The organism is Candidatus Palauibacter scopulicola (genome assembly GCF_947581915.1).
Lineage (GTDB): Bacteria > Gemmatimonadota > Gemmatimonadetes > Palauibacterales > Palauibacteraceae > Palauibacter > Palauibacter scopulicola.
On record NZ_CANPWG010000021.1, the window covers coordinates 166,669 to 179,764 of the forward strand.

Here is a 13,096-nt window from a genome sequence, read left to right on the forward strand (position 1 = left end):
TCCCTCAGATCTCGCGGCGCGCCGCCTCCTTCGCGCGTTCGATCGCGGCGGTGCGCTGCTGCCAGTTGTGTTCACGCTCGACGCACGCCTCCGTGAGGCGGAGGCCCCGGCCCTCCGAGCCGGGGCCCGGCGCCTTCACGACCTCCCGCAGTTCGGCGGCCGACGAAACGAGACGGTGCGGGATTCCGGCGGCGGCGGCAACCGCGCCCAGATCGACGGACTGAGGCATGACCACGTAGGGCGTGAAGGGCGGATCGTGCTCGCGGATCGGTAGCATGTGGAAAATGCCGCCGCCGCGGTTCTGGATGACAACGAGGTGGAGCGAGATGCCGGACGGGCGATCGGCGAGCAGCGCCCCCACATCGTGGAGTAGCGTGAGGTCGCCAATGAGCGCAGCCGAGGGTCGTCCGCAGGCGGCCGCGGCGCCGAGCGCGGCGCTCACGTTGCCGTCGATCCCGCTCGCGCCTCGGAGGCCGAGGGTGCGCAGCGACCGATCCGTCGCGCGCGTGAAGGCGTCGATGTCGCGAATCGGCATCGAGTTGCCGATAAACCAGGGCGTCCCTTCCGGGAGGCTCTCCGCCATGGCGTTCGCGATCGCGCCCTCGAACCACGTCTCCGCCAGCGACCGCTCGACCGCGAGACGCGCCGCGCGATCCGTGGCCCGCCAGCGCCCGAACCACGCCTCTTCCGCTTCTCCGGAATCGGTTGCGGCCGCACGCTCGAGGGTCGCGACCGGATCGCCGGTCAGCGGCCGCGCCTTCGTGGCGAGATGATCGTGCCAGCGGTGCGTCGCGTCGAGGACGAACTGGGGCGCGTCCGCGTGCCGCTCCAGGTAGCGACAGACCGCTGCGGAGGTCGGCGCGCGTCCGACGCGAAGGACCAGATCCGGGCGCAGCGCCGCGGCCACTTCGTCGGCGCGGAGCGAAAGGTCGGCGCTGCCCATCGTCCAGCGCTCCGCGCCGGAGCCGAAACGGGCGCCGGAGAGCGGATCGGCGACGAGCGGGGCGCGCATCCGGGCCGCCAGCGTCAGGGCGGCGCGGCCGATCCCGGGCCGCTGGTTTGGACCGCAGACGATGAGCGGTCGCCGCGCGCCCTGCAGCAGCGCCGCGAGTTCGCCGCCGGCGTCCGGCGGCAGCGCTCCCGGCTCGTCGCCGGGCGTCGGGGAGCCGGGGAGGCGCGGCTCCAGATCGGGAGGCACGTCGCCCGGCACCCGAACCGGCTCCAGCGGCTTCGCGAACTGGACGTTCAGGTGCGCCGGTCCCGCCGGGGGGCCCAGCGCCGCGCGCCACGCGGCCTCCACCGCGGCTCCCAGGCGGGCGAGCCCCGCCGCGGTCGGCTCCGGAAGCGCCAGGTCGATGGACCGGCGGGCGTAGCGGCCGAAGAGATCCCGCTGGTCGATCGTCTGGTTCGCATCCGTGCCCCTCAGCGCCGCCGGCCGATCCGCCGTCAGCGCGAGGAAAGGGACCTCGCTCCGGCTCGCCTCCACGACGGCCGGAAAGAGATTGGCCGCGGCGGTGCCGGACGTCGTGACGACCGCCGCCGGCCGTCCGCTCGCCGCGCCCGCGCCCAGAGCGAAGAAGGCGGCGCTCCGTTCATCCACGTGAGGGTGAAGGATGAACCGGTCGTCCGCCGCCAGCGCGTCCACCAGGGGGGCGGACCGGGACCCGGAACCGATGCAGGCGTGCGACACCCCGCGCCGGGCGAGGCCGTCGACGAGCGCCCGCGCCCACAGTGCATTCCGATTGGGCGCGGCCGAAGTCCGGCTCACCGCGTCCGCGCGACACCGAGCGCCGCGAGCATCGTCTGCAGCTTGACCCGGGTCTCGTCCCACTCCGCCGGAGCCCGGGAACCGCTGACGAGGCCCGCGGCGGCGTAGAGCCGGAGGAGCGGCCCCCTGGCGACGCCGCCGCGCAGCGCGGGGGCGAATTCCCCGTTGCCGTCCTCGTCGAACCAGCCGACCGGACCCGCGTACCAGCCGCGACCTTCCGTCTCGTGCGCGCGGATGATGTCGCGTGCGCCGGCGCGAGGATCGCCACATACGGCCGCGGTGGGATGGAGCGTCTCCACCAGCGACAGGATGTGCGTGCCGGGCCGGGTCTCCGCCTCGAGGTCCGTGCGAAGGTGCTGGATCCGCGGCAGGCGCAGCAGGGCGGGCTTCGGGATCGCTCCGATCCGGACGCCGGACTGACGCAGCCGCTCGACGATGTCCTCGACCACGACGAGGTGTTCCTCCCGGTTCTTGCGGCTGTCGAGCAACTGGCGGCCAAGCCACGCGTCCGATGCCGGATCCGCGCCGCGCGGCGTCGACCCCCCGACCGCCATCGTGCGAAAACGGCGCCCGCGCAGCGAACCGATCAGCTCGGGGGCGGCGCCGACGAGGAAGCGGTCGCGGGCGAACTGCATCAGGTAGAGGTGCGCGAGCGGGTTCGCCGTCCGCAGAGCCGTGAGAACGGCGGCGGAGTCCGGCAGCCTTCCGAGCGTGATATCGATGGAACGGGCGAGCACGACCTTTCGAACCCGACCGGATCGGATCTCCTCAAGAATCTCGTCGACGGCGCGCTGCCATTGCCGGCGATCCAGCAGTTCCTCGATGGCGGTCGCGGACGGCACGGGCCCCGGCGCCGCCCCCTGACGCTCGAGCCTCGCAAGCTGCTCGCGCGTTCGCGTCGCGCGCCGGCGGAGTCGATCGATCGCCTGACCGCCGGAGGTGCCGGCGGCGAAGCGGCGCGTCACCGTCAGCCACGCACCACGTTCGTCCGCCTCGACTTCGTAGGCCGGCAGCACGAAGCGCGCACTCGGGAACGCCTCCCAGAAGCCCGGCTCCCGATCCGCGCGCCGCGCGGGGTCGAAGGCGAAGCCGCCATGCATGCGCGGCCGCCTGGCCTCGCCGTCCAGGTCGAGAACCCACGGTTCCGAGAACAGTTTCTCCGCGCGCCCCCGCGTCCAGGCGATGAGATCTCCGGGAGCGGGTCCCGGCGCCCCCTCCCGGCTGTCGATCTCCGCGGCGGCGCCCGCGTGCGCGATCCAGTGCGGGCCGCTCTGCCAGAAGCCACGCACGCCGACCGGTGGCGAGGCGAGCACCGCTTCGGGCTCGATGCTCGGCAAGCGCAAGGTCACGCTGGCGAAGCAACCCGCCCCGCGCGCCGCCTCGAGCGCCTCCTCCGCCCGCCTCCCGCGGGACCGCCCGGACGCCCTCATCCTGGACACGACACTAGAAGAGCCGGAACTGGAGGCGCAGCAGCCGGCCGGGCTGCGGCAGTCCGCACTGATCGAAGACCGTCGCGTCCGCGAGGTTGTCCAGAGACAGCGACGTCTGGAGCGTCCGGAAGGGTCCGCTGACCGCAAACTCCCGACTCACGACGAGGTCGACGCGGGCCGTCGGATCGAGGGCGATGTCGGCATCGAAGTCCGGATCGACGCAGTACTGGCGCCCGATCGCCTCCACCGCGGCCCGCGCCCGGAAACCCGCGGGGAGCGGGCTCTCCACGTGCGCTCCGACGGCGATCCCGGGCTGATACTCCGCACGGAGGCTGCGGCCCTCGAACCGCCGGTCCGTGACATTCACGTTCTGCCACGTCAGGTCGCCCCCCAGGGAAACATTCCCCCACCGCGCGTCGCCGAGCAGCTCGATCCCCGCCGCGTCCACGCGACGCCGGTTCTCCCGCCGGAACCTCCCGTCCCCGAGTCCCGTGCGCACGATCGCGTTCGAGAAGCTCTGGACGAAGAGCACAGCCTGTGCCTCGACCTCCGCCCCGAACGCCTCCACCGTCCCGGTGACGCCGCCCTCCGCCGCGCGGAGGATCTCCGGCGCGAGTTCGTGGTTGGGGACGAAGCGGCCGAGCGCGCCCGAATACAGTTCCCGCAGCGACGGGAAGCGGACGCGGCGGCTCGCCCCCATGTGGAAGCGCACGCGCGATCCGATCTGCGCGGACCCCCCGATGCGCGCCCCCCAGTCGTCGATCGTCTCGCGCGCTTCGCGACCGCCGGTCTCCGGCGTGCTGCCGCGGTCCCAACTCGCCCCCAGGCTGACGCGGGCGCCCGACCAGAACCCCGCGCCGGGGCCCGCAAGCGGCAACTCGACCTCGCCGCCGAGGCTGAACAGGCGCTGCCGGAAGGTGGACTCTCCGCCGGGCACGAGACGCTCCACGTGGCGCGTCTCGGCCACCGTCAGTGCCGTCCGCACGATCCCATCGCCGAGTTCATGGTCGGACAGGCCGCGGAAGGTGAGGGTGCGGTCGTCCGCGAACTCCTGTCCCGCAACATCCTCATAGGCCAGCGTCTCGAACTCGTCGATCTGCGCGTCGCCCACGTCGACCCCGATGCTGACCTCGAAGTCTCCCGTGCCGAAGGGGGTGCGACCCCACCCGGTACCCGCTGAGACCGTGCCCACGGCGCGCTTCGCCTCCGGCAGCCTCCAGCGCCGCGGATTCATCACGTGGAGCTCCGGCGGGACCCCCCGCTCGGCGCGATACCCGAAGGCGGACGTGGAGACCCAGGCGCCGCCTTCGGATTCGGCCCGGCCGGTGAAGAAGGCGCTCACATGGTCGAGATCGCTGTTGAGACGCCGGTTCGGGTCGGTCGCGGCCGGCTGCACGACGCCGCCGGGAAGCGGTACGCCGTCGCGCGTCCGGTAGCCGCCGCCCGCCTGAACGGACACGCCGCCGTCCCCCGAACTCCACGTGCGTCCGAGCCGCACGCCGCCGAAGGCCGCACCGGTCGCGTCCATGCCGCCCTGCATCCCGTTGAGCCGTCGGTCCGCGTCGACGCTCCCGTGTCCGATCTCGATCGAGACCACGCCGCCCAGAACGTTGGGACCGTGGAGAACCGACGAGATGCCCCGGAAGAGCTGGATCTCGCGCGCCGCGTCGACCGGAATGAGGGAAAGATCCGTGCGCGCGTCCCACCCGAGCGTCAGAGGCACCCCGTCGACGAGCACGGAAAGCTGACGCGACTCGGTCCCCCTCAGCGTCGGCTGGGCCTCGCCGCGCGAGTTCTCCCGCACCTGCAGGAACGGAATCTCGCGCAACGCCTCGTCGAGCAGGGGGACGGCGGCCACGCGCGGCGACTGAAGGCTGAGGCGCACCGCGCTCGCACCCGAGACGCTGGCGACCGGCCGCAGCGCCTCGATGCGGAGTTCGCGAAGCTGGAAGGACACCGTATCCCGGGACACGGTGTCCGGTACCTGCGCGGCGACGCCCTCCGCCCCCGGCAGACACGCCAATGCGGCGAGAAGCCGCCACGCGCCACGCCGGGCGAACCGTCGCCCGACCTTCCCTTCCATCCTCCGTGTCATGCGCTCCCGCTTGCCTGCTCCACTGACTCTCCCGAAGCCCCGCGCGGCGTCCGGCCGCGTCGGGTGCGATCCTTCAGGAAAGACGCCCCAAGAGCAAGAAGCGCTGCCAGCGCGGCCAGCGTCCCCACCACGTCGCCGAAACGCACGTACACCGTCAACTCATCCGTCGTCGACACATCCGCCACGAAAGACGCGGGCTCGAAGAGTTCGGTGCGGTGCGACACCCGCCCCAGCGGATCCACAACCTTCGATACCCCCGTGTTCCCCGAGCGCGCCGCCCCCATCCGTGTCTCGATGGAACGCATCACGAGGTGGGCCGGGTGCTGCCACAGGGCGCTCGAGCGGCTCCACCACGCGTCGCGGCCGAACCAGGAGTCGTTCGTGATGTTGACGAGGAAGTCCGCGCCGTTCCGCCGGTAGTGCCGCGCCAGGGGGGAGAAGATCGACTCGTAGCAGATCATCGTCCCGTACGCCGCGCTTCCCTCCTCGGTGGCGATCTCGATCGGGGCCTGCCACTCGCCGATGCCAAAGTTCCCCCCCGCGTAGGGGATGGCCTGGAACCACTCGGGGGGCATGAACGGCACCCGCTCCACGAACGGCACCAGAAAGCGCTTGTCATAGCGGTTGACGACGCCTTCTCCGGGGCGGAGGTGGAAGGCGGAGTTGAACGGCTGGTACTCCCGGTCGCCGAGGTCGTCCGCCCCGCGCCCTCCGACGGCGACCTCGGCGTCGAGCGCCTCGGCGACGCCCTCGGCCCAGGCGCGCGCCTCCTGCCATCCGGCATAGTCGTAGGAGGGAAGCGGATCGAAGATACCGGCCCCGAGCATCGTCTCGGGGAAGATCACGAGATCCATGCGCTCCCGGTCCGGCCACGCGGAGATGAGCGTCGCCGTCGACCGAAAGGCGCTGTCGGCCGACGCGGCGCGATCGGTGTTGCGCAGGTGCTGCGGGACGCTGGGCTGGACGACCCCGACGCGGGCCACGGGCCGCACCTCCAGCGTCTGCCAGCGCGCCACGGAATAGGCGATGGGGACGGCGAGCACGAGCAGGAGTCCGGCCGCGGGCCGCCGCGGCCCACGCCACCCTCCGGCCCGGTACGCGAGGTACCCCGACGCGACGAGGGCGTTCGCGAGCGCGAGCCAGAAGGAAAGCCCGCGGGCGCCCACGAGGTCCGCCGCGCCCACGAGGATGGGATAGGCCGAGAGCGTGTCGCCGAGTTGCATCCAGGGGAAGGAGACGTCGAGGAGGTGTGCCCGCAGCACCTCTCCGGCGGTCCAGAACACGGGGAACACGACGTAGAGCGGCCACCGGAAACGGGCCCTCACCAGGTGGATCCCGCCGGCCACCCAGGACATGAAGGTCGCGAGGATGAGGATCGGGGCGAGGAAGGCGAAGAACGCCCACCACGTGTAGAAGACGAGCGCGACGAGGAGCCAGTACAGCACGAGCGTGTAGTAGACGAGCCCGAAGAGGAATCCACCCTTGCGGGCCTGCCCGCGGCCCTCCGACGTCGCCGGGAGTTCCTCGAGCCAGACGATGAAGGGGACGAGCGCGACGAAGGAGGTCACGAGGAGATGGAAGGGAGGGTGCGCGAGCCCCATCAACACCCCGCCGAGGAGGAGGGGAGCGGCCCGCTCGGGGACGATCCGCGCGCGCCAGTTCAACCCGCGCCCTCCGGCGCCGCGCTGGTTTCCGCGTCCAGTGCCGCGTCCAGCGCTTCGCCGACCACGCCGAGCGTTTCCGCCACGTCCGCGTCGGTGTGCGCGGTGGAGAGGAACCCCGCCTCGAAGGCGGAGGGGGCGAAGAAGACGCCGCGTTCGAAGCACGCCCGGTAGTAGCGGGCGAAGAAGTCCGTGTCCGCGCGCCGCGCACCATCGAAATCGAACACGGGACCATCGGCGAAGAAGACGCCCCACATCGAACCCAGCGCGGTCCCGCAGACCGGGATGCCGCGGGCGCTCGCCGCGGTCAGGATGCCGTCCACGAGCATCGCCGCGCGCCGCTCAAGGCCGTCGAACGGGTCCGTCCGCGCGAGTTCGTCGAGCTGGGCGATGCCGGCGGCCATGCCGAGCGGGTTCCCCGACAGCGTGCCGGCCTGGTACACGTCCCCCTCCGGAGCCATCCGCCGCATCAGCTCGCGGGGCCCCGCGTAGGCCGCGACCGGCATCCCCGCGCCGAGGACCTTCCCGAGCGCGACGAGGTCCGCGGCGACTCCGTAGCGCTCCTGTGCGCCGCCCCGCGCGACCCGGAATCCGGTCATGACCTCATCGAAGATGAGGAGCGTCCCGGCGCGATCGCAGCAGTCGCGAAGACCTTCCAGAAAGCCCTCGCGGGGCGGGATGAGACCCGCGTTGCCCGCCACCGGCTCGACGATGACGGCCGCGAGCCGGGGGCCGTGTGCCGCGAACACGGCGGCCACCGCCTCAAGGTCGTTGTAGGGCGCGGTCAGCGTGAGGCCGGAGGTCGCGGCCGGCACGCCCGGCGAATCGGGGAGAGACAGCGTCGCGACGCCCGACCCGGCCACAACGAGGAAGGCATCCGCGTGGCCGTGATAGCAGCCCGCGAACTTCAGGATCAGGTCACGGCCCGTAGCGGCGCGGGCGAGCCGCACGGCGGACATCGTGGCCTCGGTGCCGCTGTTCACGAAGCGCACCATCTCCACGCCAGGCACACAGGCGGCGACGCGTTCGGCGAGCTCGACCTCGCGCGCCTGACAGGCCCCGAAGCTCATCCCCTCGCGGGCCGCGCGCGTCACGGCCTCGACGACGGGCGGGGCGGCGTGGCCGAGGATGAGCGGACCCCAGGAAAGGACGTAGTCGAGATAGCCGCGCCCGGCCTCGTCGAAGATCCGCGCGCCCTCGCCGCGCGCGGCGAACAGCGGCTCCATCCCGACGGCGCCGAACGCCCGCACGGGCGAACTCACGCCGCCCGGCATCACGTCGCGCGCGCGCCGAATCCAGTCGGAGGCGGCGGACGGCCGGCGAGACCCGCGGCTCACCGGCCCCAGGCGCTGTCGAGCCCCAGAACGGGGAGCCCCCGCCCCGACGGCAGGGCCGGCGATGGCGCCGCTCCACCGCGCCCGGACGCCGGGCGCACGACGTCCCGGACGCGCCCCGCGAGGTCGAAGTCGGCGGCCCGCTCGATCTCGACCCGCACCAGCGAGCCGGGGACGAGGCCGTTTCCGCCCACGAGCACGGTCGCGCCATCGACGTCGTCCGCCTGGCTCTCGACCCGGCCGAGGTGCGCCGCGGCGGGAGGGTCGTCGTAGAGGAGTGCGAGCGTCGGGTCGTCCGGGGCCGCGGGCGCATCCACGACGGCGACGCGTTCCCGGCCGACCTCCGCGGCGAGCCGCTCGCGGCTCACGGCGCGCTGGACCTCGAGCACCTCTTCGAGACGGTCCCGCGCCAGCTCCGCGGGCACGAAGCTCTCCTCCATGGCAGCCGCGCGAGTCCCCTCCTGCGGCGAGAACGCGAACGCTCCCAACCGGTCGAACGGCACCTCATCGAGGAAATCCACGAGTTCGCGGAACTCGGCACCCGTCTCGCCCGGGAACCCGACAAGCACGGTCGTCCTCAGCGTGAGGTCGGGGATCGTCTCCCGCAGCCAGGCGATCTTCGACCGCAGCGTCGCGGCCCGCTCCGGCCGGCGCATGCGGTGGAGCACCGTGTCGCTCGCGTGCTGGATCGGCATGTCGATGTACGAGAGGAGCCGTGTCTCCGACGCCATCAGTTCGATGAGCGGTTCGCGCAGGCCCGCGGAGTAGATGTACAGGAGGCGGAACCACGGGATCGACGTTTCGCGCAGCAGCGCCTCCACGAGCGTCGCGATGTCCGTCCCGTCCCGCCGCTCCCGGCCCCAGTGCGCAAGGTCCTGGGCCACCAGGTTCACCTCCACGGCGCCCTGCGCTTCCAGGCGCTGCGCCTCGGCGACAAGGCGTTCCAGCTCGAAGGAACGGTGCTTCCCCCGCCAGAGAGGGATCGCGCAGAAGGCGCACCCGTGGTCGCATCCCTCGCTCACCTTCAGGTAGCGGACGTGGCGTGCCCCGACGGGGATCCGTTCCCCCGGGTGCACGACCCGGGCCGGCGCCGGTCCCCGGAGGAGTCCGCGCTCGCGCAACTCCGGCACGAGCCGGTCCAGGTCCCGCAGCCCGAGCAGGAGGTCGACCTCGGGCAGCGACTCCACCATCTCCTCCCGGTAGCGCTCCACCATGCACCCGACCGCCACGACGCCGCGGCACGCCCCTTCGCGCTTCAGCCGCTCCGCCTCGAGGATCGTCTCGATCGACTCTTCCTTCGCGGCATCGATGAACCCGCACGTGTTGACGAGGATGACCTCCGCTTCATCCACATCGGTGGGCTCGGCCCCGTGGCCGACGAGTTCGGCGAGCATGCGCTCGGAATCGACGGTGTTCTTGTCGCAACCGAGGCTGATGAGTCCTAGCCGCATCGCACATCATCGGGAAAGACCGGCACCCCCTCCGGGGGCGCGTACTCGAAGAGCGCGGGGTCGATCCGGGCCTCGGGCTCGAGCGGGGTCAGGGTCACCGTGCGGAGGGTCCGGTTCTCCTCGCGAATGCGGAAGCGGCGCACATAGCGGTCGGAGACGCCGATCCACAGGCGGACTTCCACGTATCTCGCCGGGAGTTCCCGCGGCGTGAGCGACACGATGCGCGTCTCGACGCCGCCGACTTCCCCGGTGCCTTCATCGACCGCGTCGTAGCTCGTCCGCGCCTGCGAAAGCAGGCGTCCGAGGATGTCGACCGAGCCGATCTCCGCGCCCTCCTCGAGGCGGGAAACCACGACCTGGTCGTGGAGCGAGGGCTCGTAGAGCCATAGGCAGGAACCGTCCGCCACGTAGATGTCGCCGGCAGGTTCGTCGAAGTCCATGCGGAACCGGTTCGGCCCCGCCTGATACCAGGTTCCGCGGCCCTCGCGCGTGCGGCCGAGCAGCGGATTCTCGATGCGCTGGGCGAAGGCCGCCTTGAGACGGCCGAGCGAAGCATGGGCCGAATGCGCAAGGGCAACGAGCGAGTCCACCGCCACGCGTCCGGGTTCGTCGTCGATGCGTCCGGGTTCGTCGTCCTCGCCTCCAGGCGCGTCGTCCACCGGCCGCGACGCCTCCGGGTCGGAGGCCTGGGGGTCGGGAGCCGGGGCGGGAGGCCGACCTTCACTCGGCGCCGCGCCCACCGCGTCGGCCGCTTCTTCGACCGGTGGCTCGCCCGGCCCCGCGGGGGAATCCTCCGTCGCCGCCGAATCCCCGGCGGCCACGGTTGGCGCCGGGTCGTCGCGCGGGCCGAACTCGGCTTCCAGCCGGGCTCGCGCCTCGGCGACCTCCGCGGAATCCGCGGCGGAGCACGCCGGCATGAGGGCGCACGCGACGGCTCCGACCGCGAGAAGGCCGAGCCCCCCCGAGCGAGTCGGCCGCGGGCGGAGGGGCCTCATGGTTCGTCGCCGTCCCCGCCGTCCAGATCGGCAAGCGTCGCGAGCACCTCCCGCGGCTTGGATCCGTCCGCGGGCCCCACGATCCCGGCCGCGTGCAACTGGTCGACGATACGCGCCGCGCGTCCGTACCCGATCTTGAGCCGACGCTGGAGCAGACTGGTCGAACCCGCGGCGTGCGAGATCACGATCTCGGCGGCCTGCCTGAACAGGGGGTCGCGATCCTCGGCGCCTTCGTCCGAGACCCCCGATCCACCCTCCTCCTCCAGTTCCTTCAGCAGGTCGAGGATGTCGCGCTCCGAAGCGGCTTCCTCCTCCGCCTTCTCGGCCTCGGCACGCGCCTTCGCCTGCTCCCGATACCAGTCGAGCAGGCGTTCCGTCTCCTCGGACGAGATGTAGGCGCCCTGGATGCGGACGGGATCGGACTCACCGGGCGGCAGGAAGAGCATGTCCCCGTTCCCGAGCAGGCTCTCCGCCCCGTTCTGGTCGAGGATCGTGCGGCTGTCGATCTTCGACGCGACCCGGAACGCGATACGGCTCGGGATGTTCGCCTTGATGAGGCCGGTGAGGACGTTGACCGAGGGGCGCTGCGTCGCCAGCACGAGGTGAATCCCGACCGCGCGGGCCTTCTGGGCCAGCATGGCGAGCGGCGTCTCCACCTCGGACTGGACCGTCATCATGAGATCCGCCAGTTCGTCGATGATGAGGACGATGTAGGGCAGCGGACCCTCATCGTAGAGCGCCGGTTCATCCATGACGCCGCGCTTCGGGAGGAAGACTTCGCGACCGCGCGCGATCCGGCCGTTGAACTCCGCGACGTTCCGGCATCCGTTCGCCGAGAGCAGTCCGAAACGGCGCTTCATCTCGTACACCGCCCACTTGAGGACGGACGCGGCCTCTTCGTTGTCCGTGATGACGGGGTGGCGGAGGTGCGGGAGATCCCCGTACACGGACAACTCCACCATCTTCGGATCCACCATGAGGAGGCGGAGTTCGGCCGGCGTGTACCGGCACACGAGGCTCGTGATGAGGGCGTTGATGCACACCGACTTCCCGGACCCGGTCTGGCCCGCGATGAGGAGGTGCGGCATCCGGGTCAGATCCGCGCACGTCGGCTTGCCGGAGAGGTCGCGGCCGAGCGCGAGCGGGAGTGTGTGGCGTCCGCGCCGGTACGACGGGCTCTCGAGGATCTCGCGCACGAGCACCATCTCCGAAGCCGGGTTGGGCACCTCGACGCCGACGGCGCCCTTGCCGGGAATCGGCGCCACGATCCGGACGGACGGCGCTTTGAGGGCGAGCGCGATGTCGTCCGCGCGGGCCGAAATCTGTCCCACCTTCACGCCCGGCGCGGGGACGACCTCGAACTGCGTCACGACGGGGCCGGTGGTCCAGCCCCCGATCTCGCCGGCCACGCGGAAGGTGGCGAGCTTCTCGATGAGAATCTCGCCGAGCCGGTCGAGATCGCGCACGCCGAGGCCGCTGCCCCGTCCCACGGGCGCGTCGAACAGGTGGATGGGCGGAACCGCCGAGGAGCCGGGGTCGCCGGCGTCATCGAGTACCGGAACGGACGATGTCTCGTCCCGTGGCGCCGGGTCCGGGTCGGGCGGCGCGCTCGCCGGTTTCGCGGGCGTCCGTTTCTTCGCGGCGCGACCCCGCCCCGCCGCCGCCTCCGACTTCGCCTTGCTCGGCGGATCCGGCTCTGCCGGAGAGCGCGGGCGTCGGGAGGGCCGCGCGGCGCCGGCGAACGAGCGGCCGAGTCCGAGGGCGGCGCCGGCGGCGGCCGAGAATCCGCGAGCGAGCGAGCGCCCCCCCGCCGTCACGGCGCCGGTCAGGGACCACCTCATGGTGACGAACAGCGTGAGCAGGAGGACGCCCGCGGCGAGAAGCGCGCCGCCCAGACGGCCGAACACCTGTGCGAGGCCGTCCCCCGCGGTCGCGCCCAGCCAGCCGATGTCGCCCCCGTCCGCCGGTCCCGCGATGAGCCGGTACAGCGATGGGAGGACCGCAAGCAGCGCCACCGCGAGGATGGACCAGCGGAGGGCCCGGGTCGAGTCGCCCCAGCCGAGGAAATGCAGGCCCCACATGAACGCCGGAATCGCGAGGAGCGGCGAGAGCACGCCGACGGCCCGCCGGAGGTTGTCGTGAAGCAGTTCCCCGGCCGGCCCGATCCAGTTGGACCCGCCGGCGAATGCGGGAGAGAGCAGCGCGAACGCCACCAGGAGGCCGAGCACGATCAGCGCGACGCCCAGTACCTCGCGCCGTTGCCGTTCATCCACCATCACGCATCCTCCCCACCCCGACAGCCAACGAGGGCGCCGTACCGCCGGACCGGCGCGACCTCGAGATCATCCAGCCAGGCACAAAC

8 protein-coding genes are annotated in these 13,096 nt (G+C 72.2%); all 8 read right to left on the reverse strand.

Translation table 11 applies throughout. The annotated features are described in order from the left end of the window. Positions 1–4: 4 nt before the first annotated feature. From menD to RN743_RS04720, 8 genes are read right to left on the reverse strand one after another with little or no spacing between them, the layout of a single operon-like run. Positions 5–1,768: a 2-succinyl-5-enolpyruvyl-6-hydroxy-3-cyclohexene-1-carboxylic-acid synthase gene (gene menD / locus RN743_RS04685; protein WP_310776802.1), complete on the reverse strand. Its 1,764-nt coding sequence runs from the start codon at positions 1,766–1,768 to the stop codon at positions 5–7. Continuing rightward, the gene (locus tag RN743_RS04690; protein WP_310776805.1) at positions 1,765–3,198 is read right to left on the reverse strand and encodes an isochorismate synthase; all 1,434 of its coding nucleotides are present in this window, start codon (positions 3,196–3,198) and stop codon (positions 1,765–1,767) included. Before RN743_RS04690 ends, menD begins: the two co-directional genes overlap by 4 nt. Positions 3,199–3,211: 13 nt before the next feature. Next, positions 3,212–5,293 (reverse strand): TonB-dependent receptor, encoded by a 2,082-nt coding sequence (locus tag RN743_RS04695; RefSeq protein ID WP_310776807.1) that lies wholly within the window; start codon positions 5,291–5,293, stop codon positions 3,212–3,214. Then, entirely contained in the window at positions 5,290–6,957 is a 1,668-nt protein-coding gene (lnt, locus tag RN743_RS04700) for an apolipoprotein N-acyltransferase (protein WP_310776809.1), read from the reverse strand. The genes RN743_RS04695 and lnt overlap by 4 nt, the downstream gene beginning before the upstream one ends. Continuing rightward, complete coding sequence (gene hemL / locus RN743_RS04705) at positions 6,954–8,291, reverse strand: glutamate-1-semialdehyde 2,1-aminomutase (RefSeq protein ID WP_310776814.1); 1,338 nt, start codon at positions 8,289–8,291, stop codon at positions 6,954–6,956. Before hemL ends, lnt begins: the two co-directional genes overlap by 4 nt. Continuing rightward, positions 8,288–9,739, reverse strand: coding sequence for a 30S ribosomal protein S12 methylthiotransferase RimO (rimO, locus tag RN743_RS04710; protein ID WP_310776817.1), 1,452 nt, complete (start codon positions 9,737–9,739; stop codon positions 8,288–8,290). The genes hemL and rimO overlap by 4 nt, the downstream gene beginning before the upstream one ends. Next, positions 9,730–10,734: an outer-membrane lipoprotein carrier protein LolA gene (locus tag RN743_RS04715; protein WP_310776820.1), complete on the reverse strand. Its 1,005-nt coding sequence runs from the start codon at positions 10,732–10,734 to the stop codon at positions 9,730–9,732. The genes rimO and RN743_RS04715 overlap by 10 nt, the downstream gene beginning before the upstream one ends. Continuing rightward, complete coding sequence (locus RN743_RS04720) at positions 10,731–13,010, reverse strand: DNA translocase FtsK (protein WP_310776822.1); 2,280 nt, start codon at positions 13,008–13,010, stop codon at positions 10,731–10,733. The genes RN743_RS04715 and RN743_RS04720 overlap by 4 nt, the downstream gene beginning before the upstream one ends. Positions 13,011–13,096: the final 86 nt, after the last annotated feature.